Genomic DNA, 16,068 nt, shown 5'->3' on the forward strand with positions numbered 1-16,068 from the left:
CATCATATAGAAAACCGCATCCTCTATGGTGTTAGAGGGTGCGGTTTTTCTATATAGCTTAAAGCTATGTAGAATAATGCAGAAGTGATATATCGAAAACAATATATCTGATTGAAAAAATTAGATATAAGGAGTATGATGAAATCACAGAGGAAATCTTCCTCAATCTATATTCCTACATAGGAGGTAATGCTATGAGCTTGAACCTTAAAGAACGATATGGACTTTTGATTAATAATGAATGGGTACCGGCATCTGACGGTGCTGAATTCAATGTATATAACCCTGCTAATGGCGAACAACTTGCTATCTGTGCAGAGGCTACGAAGGACGATGTTGATAAAGCGGTAGACGCTGCAACAGAAGCTTTCAAAACTTGGAAAAAAGTATCCCAAGTAGAACGGGCTGATTACTTGTTAAAAATTGCTGACGCTATTGATGCGCACAAAGAGTACTTGGCACAAGTTGAAACTTATGACAATGGTAAACCAATCCGTGAAACTTTGAATGTAGATATTCCACTTGGCGCTGACCATTTCCGTTACTTCGCTGGTGTACTTCGTTCCGAAGAAGGCTCTGCTCAAGTATTTGACGAAAATACATTGAGCCTCATCGTACGTGAACCAATTGGCGTTGTAGGTCAAGTTGTGCCTTGGAACTTCCCATTCCTAATGGCTGCTTGGAAATTGGCACCAGCTCTTGCAGCAGGTTGTACAGTTGTAATTAAACCTTCTAGCCATACATCCCTTAGCCTTTTAGTATTAGGCGATATTTTGAAAGACATCTTGCCAGCAGGCGTTGTGAACATCGTAACTGGTAAAGGCTCTAAATCTGGTCAATATATCCTTGATCATCCTGGCTTCAGCAAACTTGCTTTCACAGGCTCTACAGAAGTAGGTCTTGATGTATATAAAGCAGCATCTGAACGCTTGATTCCTGCTACATTGGAATTAGGTGGTAAATCTGCGAATATCTTCTTTGAAGATGCAAACTGGAAACAAGCTCTTGATGGGGCAATGCTCGGTATCCTCTTCAACCAAGGTCAAGTATGCTGCGCAGGTTCCCGTATCTTCGTACAAGATACAATTTACGATAAATTCGTAGCTGAACTTTCCGCATTATTTGATAAGGTAAAAGTTGGTTTGCCTTGGGAAGAATCTACACAACTAGGCTCCTTGATTTACGAAGCTCAAGTTGAAAAAGTACTTAGTTATGTAGAACTTGCTAAAGAAGAAGGCGCTCGCATTGCAGCTGGTGGTGTACGCGTTACTGACGGCGAACTTGGTAAAGGTTGCTTCATTAGACCTACACTTATCGTAGACGCTACAAACGATATGCGCGTAGCTCGCGAAGAAATCTTCGGTCCTGTAGCGGTTGTTATTAAATTCCACAGCGAAGAAGAAGTGATCGAACAAGCTAATGACAGCTTATACGGTCTTGGCGGTGGCGTATTTACGCAAAACCTTAACCGTGCCATCCGCGTAGCTCGTGCAATCGAAACAGGTCGTATGTGGGTTAATACATATAACTCCATCCCAGCAGGCGCACCATTCGGTGGCTACAAACAATCTGGTATCGGCCGTGAAACTCACAAAGTTATCCTTGAACACTACACTCAAATGAAAAACATCATTATCAACTTGAGTGATAAACCATCTGGATTCTACAATTTAGATTAATACAATATAAATCTCTCCAATAAACTATAACAACGAGGCACCTCTAAAGAGGTGCCTTTTTTTGTGCTTAACAATAGCTTATTATCTGTGAAAGGATACAGTATGCTATAATTGTAGCCATATAAAATCGTGTTGTTTAGAGAGGGCCATTAGAAAATCAAACCCTAAGTCAATACTTAAGTAAATAGAGTAAATACATAGTGAAGAATATTTGTACTAGATAAAAATAAGGAGTATGAAATTAATGAATCCTATTCCCATCAAAAAATTGTATAATCCCCAATATGATTTGTTATCTACTAGCGATAGAATGGAATTATTAAATAAGATTGGGAAAATGTATAATTTAGAATTAATATGCTTTAAAGAATTTACTGCCTTTGGAAAATCCACATATACGGCGGTATATCGTTCACATGATGGTATAGACTTTGTATTTGTTCCTGGAGATACTGTTACGTTAGGGTTTGATTTTAAAAATAAACCATTTCAGGATATTTTTAATGATGAAAATTTAGCGGAGCTTGCCTATCCATTTGTCGAGGGATATGAAGAGGAAATCTTTAGTGAAGACGATGTTCAAACTAAGATTAGCGAAATACTAGAAGATGAAGAGGTACTATCCAACATAGAAACGTATTTTAAATATAATTTTACTCAAGAAGATGAGTTTGTAATCCATCCATTGTTGGTACAAAAAGAGTATAGTGAAACTTGTTGGATACCTATTTCAGATGAGACACTCAGACAAAATAAAGAGTGGCAACAGATGATAGAAAAAGCCGAAAGCGAGGGTCTTTCTGAAATAATGATTCATAATACCATTTGTTTATATAAAACAGACGATAGCAATTGGTGTGGCAAACTTTATGAAGAAACAACATTTAAGAAACTTTTACAGGATATAAAAGATAATAGATATTCTTTGCCTACACAAAGAGAGTGGGAGTATTTAGCTGGCAAGGGGTGTAGAACTATCTTTCCATGGGGCAACAATATAGATTTCTCTATGAATTTAAAGCATATGGAATGGATGGATAATGATGGAGATTATACGTTAGAAAAAGAAAACTTTTTTGGCCTTGTTATAGGTGACGATCCGTATTGTAGAGAAATTGTATATGATAATGATGTGTTTTCCTATAAAGGTGGAGACGGTGGCCGCAATATATGTGGAGGCTTAGGCGTTCTATGGGGCTATTTACCTGTTTCACCATACTTTCAAGATAGTGAAATGGTAATTGGCAATAATATAAATGGAGGATATGATTTCTTCAGACGAGTTATAAGGATTAATGACAATATGAAATGATGTTACATATAATAATTCTAAAATATCAAATGATAACGTCGTCTCATACGTAAAAGAGGTACACTAGAGGGTACCTCTTTTATTAATATTGGGATAAGCGGAATATTCTTCTATATTCTTGCGGTGCATCAGATCCATCAGCAGGTTTTATGATGACTCTAATATATATTTTTTCTTTGAAGTCTGGATATGTTGAAGCATATTCTTTGCAGAATTGATCCATACGATTGTAAAAGTTTGGTACATCTTGATTTTGTATGGCTGAATAGGGGATAGGCATTTCAATATACAAAGAAGATGTATCATATGTGGCATAGGTTAACTCCTCTGCTGTTAGATAGTTTTTCATTAATGGAAATGCTGTTATCAACGGAATATTGGTTATTAGTATTCGCTCAACTTGTGGTACAACAGGTGCAGAGGTGTGCAAGACTTCAGATATTTCAATTGGTATTTGGGGATACTTATCAAAGGTGACTTGCCATGTATTGTTCCTTTGTGACTCCAAGTGATATGTTAGGTTAGGATAATTCTTACTTATATATTGTTGAACTTCCTCTTCACTGTAATGTGAGAGAAGATGACAACCCGTTGTTAGTATGAGGGATAGTACAATCAACGGTAGTAATACAAATCTTTTAAGAGTAAATGGTTTCATTGGTATTCCTTTTATACTATTTTAGAAAGTTCATTAAATCGTAATTGCTTAACAGGCATTGCTTAATTATTGGCGGTATTTTGAAGTACGTTCTTTTAATTATATTATACCTAAAACATATTTTTACTTATATAGTTGATTAATACCATACAAGTCTCCAATAAACTATAACAATGAGGTGCCTTTTTTGTGCATAATATAGGAAATCAGTATCTTATAAGTGTGGATCTGCCGTATGCTATAATAAAGAACATCTAAAAGTGTATTGTAAAAGAGACTGGTAAAAAATGAAAAAACTTGAAATGTTAGGATATTTTTGGATTTTCATATCTATATCATCATCTATAGGGTTATATAAACTTGAGATTCGTAAGCGTCCAATTGATAAAAAATATGAATATATAAAAAAACATAGAATTTTTGGTAGTCTAACAAAGTATTTATCTATAATTTCTATTATAAGTTTAGTGGTCTTAAATCTTAAATTTTTAATAGATAAAGATTATAAAATTATAGTGAATTATGGTAGTATTTGGTTGATTTTTTCCCTTTTCACAATGATTACAGGATTTTGTCAAAAGAGAGAGAGTATATATTTTAAACGGAGTCTTATTGCTATATTTTCTGTGTTATTTTATATAATTGTGCTTGCATATGCATTTAGGAATGTAATATTTTAGATAGCAATTATATATCTAAAATATTAATTCTTTCAATAGCGCTCATTTTCGAAATATGATATACTATTCTAACGCGCATAATTCGTGCGCGATAGGAGGAAACACATTTAGATGTTAGAAAAATTTGAACAATTAATGATTAGCGAACCTGTTCTAAGAGCGTTAAACGATATGGGCTTTGAAGAGCCTACGCCAATTCAACAGGAAGCTATCCCAGTAGCCATGAGCGGTAAAGACATGATCGGTCAAGCTCAAACAGGTACTGGTAAGACAGCAGCATTTGGCTTGCCTGTATTGGAACGCGTAGACGGGAATGAGCGTCACGTTCAAGTAGTTATTTTATCCCCTACACGAGAATTAGCTATCCAAGTAGCTGAAGAGCTTAACAAAATGGCTCAATACACGAATATCACTGCACTACCTATTTACGGTGGTCAAGATATTAATCGTCAGTTCCGTGCCTTGAAAAAGAACCCACAAATCATCGTTGCCACTCCAGGCCGATTGATGGACCATATGGATCGCGGTTCTATTAAATTTGACAATGTGAAAGTTGTCGTATTGGACGAAGCCGACGAAATGTTAAACATGGGCTTTGTTGATGATATCAATAAAATCTTGGGTGCTATCCCAGAAGACCATCAAACATTGTTGTTCTCCGCAACTATGCCTAAAGCTATTCAACAATTAGCTGAAACATATTTGACAGAGCCAACATTGATTCGTATGAAACCGACTCAAGTTACGATGGACTTAATTGAACAATATTATATCGAAGTGCAAGACCGTCAAAAATTCGATGTTCTTTGCCGCTTGTTTGATATTCAAACACCTGAACTTGCTATTATCTTCACACGTACAAAACGTCGTGTTGATGAAGTAACAGAAGGTCTTAAGAAACGTGGTTACATGGCGGAAGGCATCCATGGCGATTTGTCTCAACAAAAACGAGATAGCGTAATTCGTCAATTCCGTGAAGGTACCATCGATATTCTCGTGGCTACTGATGTGGCAGCTCGTGGTCTTGATATTTCTGGTGTATCTCACGTATATAATTATGATATGCCTCAAGATCCTGAAAGCTACACACACCGCGTAGGTCGTACAGGTCGTGCCGGTAAAGCTGGTCAAGCTTTCACATTTGTTATCCCTCGTGAAATGGAGCATTTACATGCTATCGAGCGTTTAACAAAACGTAAAATTGCACGCCGTCGTGCACCTTCCTTAGGTGAAGTTCTTGAAGGTCAACAACGTTTGGCAATTGAAAGCCTCGTTGAAATGACAGATAATTTAGAAGCATTAGCGCCATTCAAATCTAGTGCAGAGGAATTGTTAAACGATACAGATTCCGTGACACTATTGGCAGCAGCTCTTAAATTATTAACAAAAGAACCAGATACAACTCCTGTAAATATTACAGAAGAAAAACCATTACGCGTACGCCGTCGTCGTGAAGGTGGTCGTGGTGACCGCCGCCGTGGTGACCGTCGTAGAGATGGTGATCGCCGCCGTGACGGAGATCGTCGTCGCGATGATCGCCCTCGTCGCAACCGCGATGATCGTAGAAGTGATCGTCGTGATGACCGCCGTAGAGATGATCGTAAATCTGATCGTCCACGTGGTGACAGAAAACCTCGTCATCAAGGTGAAGGTTTCAAACCTTACTTTAAAGACTAATAGAATGTGGATTGCTTGCGGGCAATCCACATTTTTTATTACTTAATAGTTAATACTATCTATCTTGATAAGTGTTGAGAATTCTGCTATAATAGATAATAATTATTTCTTGTGAATGGCCGATAATGGTCGATGCCTTATAGATTTCCAAGTGGAGAAAGGTAGAGTAGAGTATTATGGATATCGCACAAATTCTGCGTAGCCAAGGGTTTAAAGTAACCCCACAACGTATTGCGATTTATGATGCCTTGCGTGGTCATCATGATCATCCAACAGCAGAAATGTTGTATCATACGTTGCGCCCTGAACATCCAAGCATGAGCTTGGCAACAGTGTACAAGACGATGGAGATTTTTGAAAAAATCGGTCTTGTAAAAATTTTAGAAGTAGGTGATGAGCGCGCTCATTACGATTGGGACACACAAGCTCATTCCCATATCCGTTGCATTCGTTGTAATAAGGTAGAGGATATGATGGGCATTGACTTACAAGCTATCAAAACCATTGCTGATCAAGGTAGCGAGTATCAAATCACAGGTCAACATATTATCTTTGAAGGTGTATGCCCTGAGTGTGCTAAAAAAGAAAGCCATTAATACATAACCCCTGTCGCGAAGGGCTCCTTCACGGTAGGGGTTATATTAGTTATATATGTCTTATATTCGTTAGGCTTTTGGAATAGATGTAAGCATAATAGAATAGATATTAGAGTTAAGTATTTTAGAATTATAAAATTATAAAATTATAGAATTATAAAGGAGTAGTATGTTTGTCATCGGCAGTCATTTATCAATTAGCAAAGGTTATTTACATATGGGGAAGGAAGCTACTAAAATTGGTGGTAATACCTTCCAATACTTTACCCGTAATCCTCGCGGTGGTGGTATGCGAGCTCTCGATTTAGAGGATATGAATAGTCTTGGTGCATATATGAAAGAGCATAACTTCGGCACCTTGTTAGCCCATGCACCGTATACGTATAATCCATGTGCTGCAAAGGAAGACTTACGCGCCTTTGCTAAACAATCCATGATGGAAGATTTAGAGCGCATGGAATATTTACCAGGCCAAATGTATAACTTTCACCCAGGCAGCCATGTGAAGCAAGGTGTGGATCAAGGCATTGAATATATCGTAGAATGTTTGAACGAAATTTTGTTCCCTGGCATGAAGACAACAGTTCTATTGGAAGTAATGGCTGGCAAGGGCACAGAAATTGGTTCACGATTTGAAGAGATTGCACGCATTATCGACGGTGTAAAACTAAAAGAATACATGGGTGTGTGCGTTGATACATGTCACATTCACGAAGGTGGTTATGATATTGTCAATAATCTCGATGGTGTTATCGACGAGTTTGATCGTATTGTAGGCTTAGACCGTTTAAAAGCGATTCATTTAAATGACTCTAAAAATCCTATGGGTGCTCATAAGGATCGCCATGAAAAAATTGGGGAAGGCCATATTGGTATCGATGCTATCGCTCGCATTGTGACACATCCTAAATTGACAAATTTGCCGTTCTATTTGGAAACGCCAAATGAATTAGACGGCTATGCGAAAGAGATTGCTATGTTGCGCTCTATTGTAGAGAATCAATAATTAAGCTGAAACGTAGTTTTAGTTATATAATAATTTATATAGCTACATTTACATAAGATATAGGGAGAGCTGGAAAGGGGGTTAAAATGCGTTTTTTACATACTGCCGATTGGCATTTAGGACGTATTTTTTATGGTCAGTACTTAACCGAAGACCAAGCTCATGTGTTGGAGAATCAGTTCTTTTCTATTTTGAAGGATGAAAAAATCGATGGCATATTGCTAGCAGGGGATATTTTTGATAGAGCAGTGCCACCTATTGAAGCTATTGAGCTGTGGGACTCTATTATTACCCGTCTCGCTATGGATTATAAGGTACCACTTTTTGTAGTAAGTGGTAATCACGATGGAGCAGAACGCCTTGAGGTGGGCCGCTCTATGTTAAGTCGTTCCGGCATTCATATTTGGGGTTCCCCTCATCACGCATTACAACCATTTGAGTTTGAAGGCGCTGATGGTAAGGTGGCTATTTGCCCTATGCCTTTCAGCGAGCCTCGTCGCATAGGTGATGCATTAGGACTAGGCTCTGCTAATAATTCTTTACAAACTATTCAAAGTTTAGAGAATGCCATAGATGCAGACACTAAGACTAAAGCAAAATCTAAGCGTTCTAAATCTAAAAAAGCATCCGTAGATATTATTGAGGATTCTTTGTTTGCTAGTGTTGATATGGCAGATACAAATTTAGCTGATGTAGAAACAAATGACGTAGTAACACAAGATTTGGACCGAAATAATGAGACTACTCTAAATCTACATAATTACGACCAAATGTATCAAGCTTGGAGTAACCATTTACGGACTCAAGTGCCAAAGGGAATGCGTAGTATTGCCATTAGCCATGCCTTTGTAATGGGCGGAGAAATATGTGAATCTGAGCGTACCTTATCTATTGGTGGTAGTGAACAAGTAAGCCCACAAGTTTTTAAGGACTTTCACTATACAGCTCTTGGCCATTTGCACGGCCCGCAACGGATGGGGGCAGATTATATCCGCTATAGCGGATCACCTTTAAAGTATTCCTTTGATGAGCATACGCAGAAGAAGTCTTTCACCATTATTGACATGGATGCAAAGGGAAAGGTTGATATTAGTACCATTCCTGTAGAGGCGAAGCGCGATGTTGTGATATTGGAAGGCTATTTTGAAGACCTGCTAAACAATAAGAAATTACAGGCTAAGCATAAAGATGATTATGTGCAAGCCCGTTTGCTAGATACGATGCCTATTATGGATGGGATGGCTAAGTTGCGCCAAGTCTATCATCGCTGTATGACCATTGATCTAGCAGGTCGTGTGGCAGCGCCTGTGGCTGACATGGGGGATGCAGTCTTTAAAGAGTTAAACGAGCGTCAACTATTTAACCAATTTGCCGAAACTGTATGGAAAGAACCATTAACAGAGCGAGAACAACAATACATCAACTCTGTATGGGACCGAATTCTAAAGGAGGACTAAATGAAGCCTATATCTTTAACTATAGAAGCCTTTGGTCCATACCGCGACTCGGTTACCTTGGACTTTAACGAGCTTCAAGACCATTCTATGTTCCTCATCTCTGGTCCTACGGGGGCAGGTAAAACATCTATACTAGATGCCATGGTGTATGCCTTATATGGTGAGCCTAGTGGAGAGGTGCGTAAAACAGATGCAATTCGCAGTGACTTTGCAGAACCTGATCGTATGACTCGGGTAGATTTTTCCTTTGCTATCGGTGATGCTCAGTACCGTGTTGAAAGACTGCCAAAGCAAATGGTTGCAAAGAAACGTGGTACAGGTATGCGTGAGCAGAATGCTAGTGCTACTGTTTACGAAATGAAAGATAGGGAGTGGAAAGTTATCGCTACCTCTGCAGCGGCTATTCGCGATACAGTTCAACGAATCATAGGCTTTCGTAAGGATCAATTCTTACAGGTGGTTCTTTTACCGCAAGGGGAGTTCCGAAAATTACTAGTAGCCTCCACTAGTGAACGGGAGGAGTTATTACATACACTCTTTAGAACCGAGTTGTACCGAAGATTACAAGATGCTCTAAAAGCTTCTTATGATGACGCAAAAGCAGGGATTGAAGAAAATCTAACAAAACAGAATGCATTGCTGCAATCCATTCCACATGACGAAGACATACCCGTACTAACCATTGAACATGTACGAGATCTGTTGAAACATAGAGAGCCACACCGAGATGCTCTTGTTATTGAGCGTGATAAAGCTGTAACTGTAGTGGAGCAGTTCAATACGTTGCGAAATGAGTGGGCCTTATATAACCAAGCACAACAATCTCTTGCAGAGGCTATCTCTAAATTAGACCTCGTGAAAGCCAGAGAAGCGGAGCGTGCTAGCTTACGTGAAAAGGTTCAGTTCCTTACTTCTTTAACGCCAAGCTTTGAGTTATATAAACAGTTTACTGATAAGCAGTCGGTGTTAAAAACCTTGGAAACGTCACTTTCAGAGGCTGAAAAAAATGTAGACAGTGCAACTCAATATGAGTCTAAATGTATAGAGGCTCATGCAGTATTAGAAGCTCAAGCTGAAACTATGCAAGCTAAGCGAACTACGCTTGCCCAAATGGAACAGCAATCAGAAAAGTTTAATGAGTTAGCAGTGCTAAATAAGGAACTGAGCACATTAAAGAGTAACTTACTGACAAAGGACCGTGAGAAAAGCGAAGCTGCGTTACAGGCACAGCATAAGACAGTAGCTGATTTAGAGGCTAAGTTAGTTGCGGACAGGCAGCAGTTACAAGGTAATAGCAAAGCGTTAGACTCTATTTCTCGTATCCAAGAACAGTTAAGTCATTTGCAACGATATTCTGAATTGGTTGCTGAGAAACAGAAGGTTCAAAATGATATCGATGCTAAAGATAAGGCATTAGCTACGCTTGATGAATTCGTAAAGAATTCAAAGGTGCAGCTTGAACGGTTAGAACATTTGATGGCAGAAGGGCGTGCCTTTGAACTCGTTCATTTAGTCGTAGATAACGAACCTTGTCCAGTATGCGGCTCTACAGAGCATCCACAGTTGGCAGCCAAGCCTGAGTTATATCCCACTAAAGAGGAGATAGAAGAGGCTCGTGCCGTGCGTGATCTTGAGTTACAAAAGCAAGCTAGTGAAATTGGTCAGAAAGAAACGTTAGCTCTTCGTCTACATGAGTTAGATCAGCAAATTAAAGACCAAGTTTCTCAGTTGAAGTCATCTATTGAGAGTTTTTCAGAAGAGGCTTTTGCTTCTATTCAACATGACTTGTTATCCAAAATGGAACAGCTTACAACCTTGCGTAGCGACACTGAACAACTGAGCAACACTATAGCTAATACTGAGGGGGACCTTAGTGCGGCTAAAGATACACTAGCGAAACTGGAGACGGCTCATAAGGAATTACTTGATAACTTGCACAATTTAGAGGTTCAGATTAGTACGGTACAGGCTAAAATTGATGCTCTTTCTGAAAGTTTGCCAACTACGGATGTAGCTGCATGGCATAAAGAGATAGAATCATTGGTATCTGAGCTTGCAGACTACGATGAACAGGTGAAAGTTTGTAAAGCAAATCTAGATTCTGCTAGAGAAGTGCTCAATGCTAAACGGGGACGTCTAGAAACCTTATTTGCCCAAGTGCAGGAAGACAAAAAAAATCTTGATGTACTCAATAAAGACTATGTAGAATCATTGCAATCGATTTCTTTATCTGAAGATGACTTTATAGATGCGTTGGATGATTATAAGGCTTTAGATACGTTTAGAACTGAACTACATGCATTGGACGAGGCTTTCAATAAAGCTCAAGCTGTATATGATGCGGCATTGAAGCATGCTCAATCTGTAGTGAAGCCAAGTGATACGGTTTCCAATGAAGTATATGATGCAGCAGTAGAACAGCGTGATGATTTAGTGGGTTCTCTTGCGGCTTGGGATAGAGAAACGAAACATATTGAAACGACACTGGTTTCTCTAGAAACACTTGAACAAGCTATGGGAGAAGCCCGTGAGGAAGTGACTTTCTTAAGTCGCCTAAATGACTTGGCAAATGGCGGTGAACAAGGGTTTAAAAATGTAACCTTTGAGCGCTATGTATTGGGAGCTATTTTAGATGAAGTCGTATATGCAGCTAATTTACGGCTTCAAACGATGAGCCGTAATCGTTATTCCTTGGAACGTTCTGACTATACAGGTGGTGGACGGGGCAAACAAGGCCTTGATTTGGCAGTCATGGATGCTTTCACAGGTCAATCAAGACCTGCGAATACCTTATCTGGTGGTGAAACATTCTTGGCCTCTATGGCACTTGCCTTAGGTCTTGCTGATGTTATTCAAAGTTATGCTGGTGGTATTCATATGGATACAATGTTTATCGACGAAGGCTTTGGTACACTTGATCCTGATACATTGGAACTCGCCATGGAAACACTGGTGAAATTACAATCGTCAGGTCGTCTTATCGGCATGATTTCCCATGTACCTGAATTAAAGACTCGTATACCGGCCCACTTAGAGGTCACACGTGGTGACGATGGTAGTACGGCAAAATTTGTTATTAACTAGCTATAGAATTGTCAAATGTGATACTATTAAAAGAGGAGAATTCCTACAAAAACATACTGGAATTAATTAAGGAGGTCCTATGAAGTTTTCATTTGCTCATAATAATATAAATGTTAAGGATCTTGATAAGAGTTTAGCATTCTATAAAGAGGCCTTATTACTTGAGGAATCTCGCCGTTTGGAAGATCCAAGTGGTGCTTTCACTCTTGTATATTTAAAAAGTCCATACACAGCGCATGAACTAGAACTTACATGGTTGCGCGACTGGGATCGTCCTTATAATTTAGGGGACAATGAATTCCATTTGGCATTTTATGTAGATGACTACGAAGCAGCTCTAAAAAAGCATAAAGAGATGGGCGTTGTAGCTTACGAAAATGCTGACATGGGCATTTACTTTATTGCCGATCCAGACGGGTATTGGACAGAAATCATTCCAGCGGGTAAATACTAATGGAATATATGTTAACTCGTTTAGAGTGGCTGGTTGGTCCTGATAAAATTCAAACCTTAAAAGATACGTCTGTGGCTCTATTTGGTGTCGGCGGCGTTGGTGGTGGTGCCCTTGAGGCACTAGTTCGAGCTGGTGTGGGACGCATCGTTCTTATCGATGGCGACTCTATTGCACCTAGTAACTTAAACCGCCAAATGATTACGACTCATGACACAATTGGAGAGCGTAAGGTAGAGGTCGCAAAGGCACGAGCACTTTCTATTAATCCAGATGTAGTGATAGAAACTCATGATATTATGTATACTGAGGAAAATTACCCTGGATTTATTCAAAGCTTGAACGTTGATTATGTAATCGATGCCATCGATATGGTAACGGCAAAACTTAATATTATTGAGGTGTGTCAACGTGAAAGCATCCCTGTTATTTCTTGTATGGGCGGCGGTAATCGCTTTTACCCTGAAAAACTTATGATTGCTGATATCAATAAGTCTCATACATGTCCTTTGGCGCGCGTTATGCGTCGGGAGCTCAAAAAACGGGGTATTAAAAAGCAATTAGTTTTATTTTCTACAGAAAAACCAACAAAACCACAGTTCCGCGGCGAAGCAACAAGCCCTGGTACATGTAGTTTTGTGCCACCAGTGGCAGGTTTTATATTAGCAGCACATGTGTTGCGTACAATTTTGGAGGTACCTGAACAATGAAAAAAGCAAAAATCCATATGGCTGACGGCGGCGATATCGTAATCGAATTATTTGATAAAGAAGCTCCTGGCACAGTACAAAACTTCATTGACTTGATCAACAAAGGTTTCTATAATGGCCTTCGTTTCCACCGTGTAATCCCAGGCTTCGTAGCTCAAGGTGGTTGCCCTAATGGCAATGGTACAGGTGGCCCTGGTTACACAATTAAAGATGAATTGATTGGCAACCCACATAAACATGAACGTGGTGCATTGTCTATGGCTCACCGTGGTCCTAATACTGGCGGTAGCCAATTCTTTATCGTATACGAACCACAACCTCACTTGGATGGTGTACACACTGTATTCGGTAAAGTAATCGAAGGTATGGACGTTGTTGATGGTATTCACCAAGGTGCCATCATGGAAACTGTTGACGTAATCGAAGGTTAATCTCATGAATGATGTATCTATTAAACATCCAGAATGGCTATATATTGATGTAAATGGTAAAACATCATATGGGTATGACCAAGAATGGTTCACTGATGAGTGGCAACGCTTGTCTGGTTGTGGCCCCACATCGGCATCACAAGTATTGGGTTATTCGCTGTTTAGGGATGGCTTATTAGATCTGGAAACCACATCCGATCAAACGCTTGCTTTAGAACGGATGAACTTAGTTTGGAAATATGTAAAGCCACGCTTTGGTGGTGGTGTTTATAAGACTCAATGGATGGAACGTGGTCTTACTCGTTTACTGGAGGATAAAGGCCTATCTTATGATGTACATATGTTGAATGTATCTCCGTTCTGCGCATCTCGTGTAGAGGTGGAGGCTGCAGCTCAGTTTATTCATGATGCATTGGCGCAAGATGTGCCTGTAGCATTTTTGAATCGTCATAAGGGTAAAGAAAAAGCTCTTTATACATGGCATTGGGTTCCAATTCACAAGATATTTATGGATGGCGATGATATTCGTTGTGGCATCTTTGATGAAGGTGAAATCCGTGATTTCTCGTTAGCAAATTGGATGAAAGACACTATTTTAGGTGGCGGTTTCTGTTATATTAGTCGTAAAGATTAAGAAACAGAGCATTTAACGTAATATTCATACGCATCGCAATCATCTGCGGTGCGTATTGTAGTATAAAAGTAGGAGGTACTACATGAGTCAATGGATTACAGAGGAACAAACTCCTCATTTACGTCTTAGCGCTGAAGCAGAAGAATTATTATACTCTGGTGAATCTGAGTTCCAAAAAATTGAAGTATTTAAATCAAAAGAGTACGGTACGATGCTCGCATTAGATGGTGTATTCCAAACGTCTGAGCGTGAAGAGTTTATATACCATGAAATGATGAGTCATGTTCCATTGTTTTTACATCCAAATCCTGAACGTGTATTGATCATCGGTGGCGGTGATGGTGGCGTAGCTAGAGAATGTGTACGCCATGATTGTGTAAAAGAAGTAACAATGGTTGAAATCGATGGTAAAGTCGTGGAGCTTGCTAAACAATATTTGCCAACTATTGCTAAAGCTATGATTGAAAACCACCCTAAATTGACTGTAAAAATTGGTGATGGCATTGGTTTCATGGCAGAAGCAGAAGATTACTATGATGTAATTATTGTAGACTGCTCCGACCCAATCGGTCCTGGTGAAGGTTTATTTACTGAAGAGTTCTATAAGAATACATTAAAAGCTCTTAAAAAAGATGGCTTATTTGTACAACAAACAGAATCTCCTATGTTACATCAACCGCTCGTAGAGAAGGTATTTGGTTATGTAAATAATCACTTCCCAATTGCGCGTTTGTATACTGCATTTATTCCAATTTATCCTGCAGGTATGCATTGCTTCACATTGGGTTCCAAAACATTTGACCCATTAACATGGACACCAAATCGTGAACAAAACTTTGAAACTAAGTACTATAATGCTGAAATTCAAAAGGCTACCTTTGCTTTGCCAAATTTTGTAAAAAACTATTTGCCAACTAAGTAAATAATATGTATAATAGGGAAGCACCATTCGTAAGGTATAACTTATGAATGTGCTTCCTTATTTTTATGAGGAGAAAGAGTTTATATTAGGGATAACACACTTTTTCATTTTATTTGTAAAAGTTAAATGAAATTGAGAAAAAGGTGTTGACACAAATCTCTAGAACAGATATAATTCTCTTTGTTACGAAGACAACGTCTTCGATACCTACAAGGTGGTGGGTATGGTGAAGCGGTTAACACGGCGGATTGTGGCTCCGTTACGCGTGGGTTCGATCCCCACTACTCACCCCATAACCTACACATCATAATCACTGTAGGGGTGTCGCCAAGTGGTAAGGCAACGGACTTTGACTCCGTTATGCGCTGGTTCGATCCCAGCCACCCCTGCCAACATGACTCACTAGCTCAGTTGGCAGAGCACCTGACTTTTAATCAGGGTGTCCCGCGTTCGAGTCGCGGGTGAGTCACCAAATTAAAACTCACAAACTTCGGTTTGTGAGTTTTCTATCTCTATTCATAGAGTATTTGGTTATGATTGTATGTATAAAATCAATCAAAAATAAGTTGAAAAAATCTTTGAAAAAGAGGTTGACGATTTAAGATTAGATTGATATACTATACAAGTCGTTAGGGCTTAGAACTAACGTAACAGATCTTTGAAAACTGAACAATGATAGGTAATCAATCAATACGATTGAACATATGCCAGAGTGCGGGTTTTGACATAGTCAAAACCAACCATAATTCAAAGTTACTTAAATGTAACGAC

The 16,068-nt window shown here is 39.1% G+C and carries 14 protein-coding genes and 3 tRNA genes; 16 read left to right on the forward strand and 1 reads right to left on the reverse strand.

From position 1 onward, the window contains the following. Nucleotides 1–194 precede the first annotated feature (194 nt). Complete coding sequence (locus LKD20_RS04930; RefSeq protein ID WP_227721056.1) at nt 195–1,679, forward strand: aldehyde dehydrogenase family protein; 1,485 nt, start codon at nt 195–197, stop codon at nt 1,677–1,679. A gap of 244 nt (nt 1,680–1,923) precedes the next feature. Beyond that, nucleotides 1,924–2,991 carry a hypothetical protein gene (locus LKD20_RS04935; protein WP_349226963.1) on the forward strand — a complete coding sequence of 356 codons (1,068 nt, stop codon included), beginning with the start codon at nt 1,924–1,926 and terminating at the stop codon, nt 2,989–2,991. Between the two features lie 82 nt (nt 2,992–3,073). Here LKD20_RS04935 and LKD20_RS04940 read toward each other — a convergent pair whose 3' ends face one another. Next, nucleotides 3,074–3,649, reverse strand: a complete 576-nt coding sequence (locus LKD20_RS04940; protein ID WP_060924509.1) for a hypothetical protein — start codon at nt 3,647–3,649, stop codon at nt 3,074–3,076. A gap of 287 nt (nt 3,650–3,936) precedes the next feature. Between LKD20_RS04940 and LKD20_RS04945 the strand changes: the two genes are divergently transcribed. The 14 genes from LKD20_RS04945 (at nt 3,937) to LKD20_RS05010 (ending at nt 15,769) form a co-directional block, all read left to right on the forward strand. Next, the gene (locus LKD20_RS04945; RefSeq protein ID WP_060924508.1) at nt 3,937–4,329 is read left to right on the forward strand and encodes a hypothetical protein; all 393 of its coding nucleotides are present in this window, start codon (nt 3,937–3,939) and stop codon (nt 4,327–4,329) included. 111 nt (nt 4,330–4,440) lie between these two features. Then, complete coding sequence (gene cshA, locus LKD20_RS04950) at nt 4,441–6,006, forward strand: degradosome RNA helicase CshA (protein ID WP_227721058.1); 1,566 nt, start codon at nt 4,441–4,443, stop codon at nt 6,004–6,006. Nucleotides 6,007–6,182: 176 nt separating this feature from the next. Further along, the gene (locus LKD20_RS04955; RefSeq protein ID WP_227721059.1) at nt 6,183–6,602 is read left to right on the forward strand and encodes a Fur family transcriptional regulator; all 420 of its coding nucleotides are present in this window, start codon (nt 6,183–6,185) and stop codon (nt 6,600–6,602) included. 169 nt (nt 6,603–6,771) lie between these two features. Then, a complete protein-coding gene (locus LKD20_RS04960) occupies nt 6,772–7,608 on the forward strand; it encodes a deoxyribonuclease IV (RefSeq protein WP_227721060.1) in 837 nt (278 codons plus the stop codon). 86 nt (nt 7,609–7,694) lie between these two features. After that, nucleotides 7,695–9,065, forward strand: coding sequence for an exonuclease SbcCD subunit D (locus tag LKD20_RS04965; RefSeq protein ID WP_227721061.1), 1,371 nt, complete (start codon nt 7,695–7,697; stop codon nt 9,063–9,065). Next, nucleotides 9,066–12,149, forward strand: coding sequence for an SbcC/MukB-like Walker B domain-containing protein (locus LKD20_RS04970; protein ID WP_227721062.1), 3,084 nt, complete (start codon nt 9,066–9,068; stop codon nt 12,147–12,149). 79 nt (nt 12,150–12,228) lie between these two features. Further along, nucleotides 12,229–12,603, forward strand: a complete 375-nt coding sequence (locus tag LKD20_RS04975) for a VOC family protein (RefSeq protein WP_004695332.1) — start codon at nt 12,229–12,231, stop codon at nt 12,601–12,603. Then, complete coding sequence (locus tag LKD20_RS04980) at nt 12,603–13,310, forward strand: tRNA threonylcarbamoyladenosine dehydratase (protein ID WP_227721063.1); 708 nt, start codon at nt 12,603–12,605, stop codon at nt 13,308–13,310. Before LKD20_RS04975 ends, LKD20_RS04980 begins: the two co-directional genes overlap by 1 nt. Beyond that, nucleotides 13,307–13,741 (forward strand): peptidylprolyl isomerase, encoded by a 435-nt coding sequence (locus LKD20_RS04985; RefSeq protein WP_227721064.1) that lies wholly within the window; start codon nt 13,307–13,309, stop codon nt 13,739–13,741. Before LKD20_RS04980 ends, LKD20_RS04985 begins: the two co-directional genes overlap by 4 nt. A 4-nt stretch (nt 13,742–13,745) precedes the next feature. Beyond that, complete coding sequence (locus LKD20_RS04990) at nt 13,746–14,375, forward strand: hypothetical protein (protein ID WP_105089630.1); 630 nt, start codon at nt 13,746–13,748, stop codon at nt 14,373–14,375. Between the two features lie 82 nt (nt 14,376–14,457). Next, on the forward strand, nt 14,458–15,297 hold the full coding sequence (gene speE, locus LKD20_RS04995) for a polyamine aminopropyltransferase (RefSeq protein ID WP_227721065.1): 840 nt from the start codon (nt 14,458–14,460) through the stop codon (nt 15,295–15,297). A 217-nt stretch (nt 15,298–15,514) separates the two neighbouring features. Continuing rightward, nucleotides 15,515–15,590 (forward strand) — tRNA-His (locus LKD20_RS05000). Nucleotides 15,591–15,614: 24 nt separating this feature from the next. Beyond that, nucleotides 15,615–15,689 (forward strand) — tRNA-Gln (locus LKD20_RS05005). Nucleotides 15,690–15,693: 4 nt separating this feature from the next. Further along, nucleotides 15,694–15,769, forward strand: a tRNA-Lys gene (locus LKD20_RS05010). Nucleotides 15,770–16,068: the final 299 nt, after the last annotated feature.

Origin of the sequence: Veillonella fallax, assembly GCF_020687175.1 — a bacterium.
In the GTDB taxonomy this organism is placed as follows: domain Bacteria; phylum Bacillota; class Negativicutes; order Veillonellales; family Veillonellaceae; genus Veillonella; species Veillonella fallax.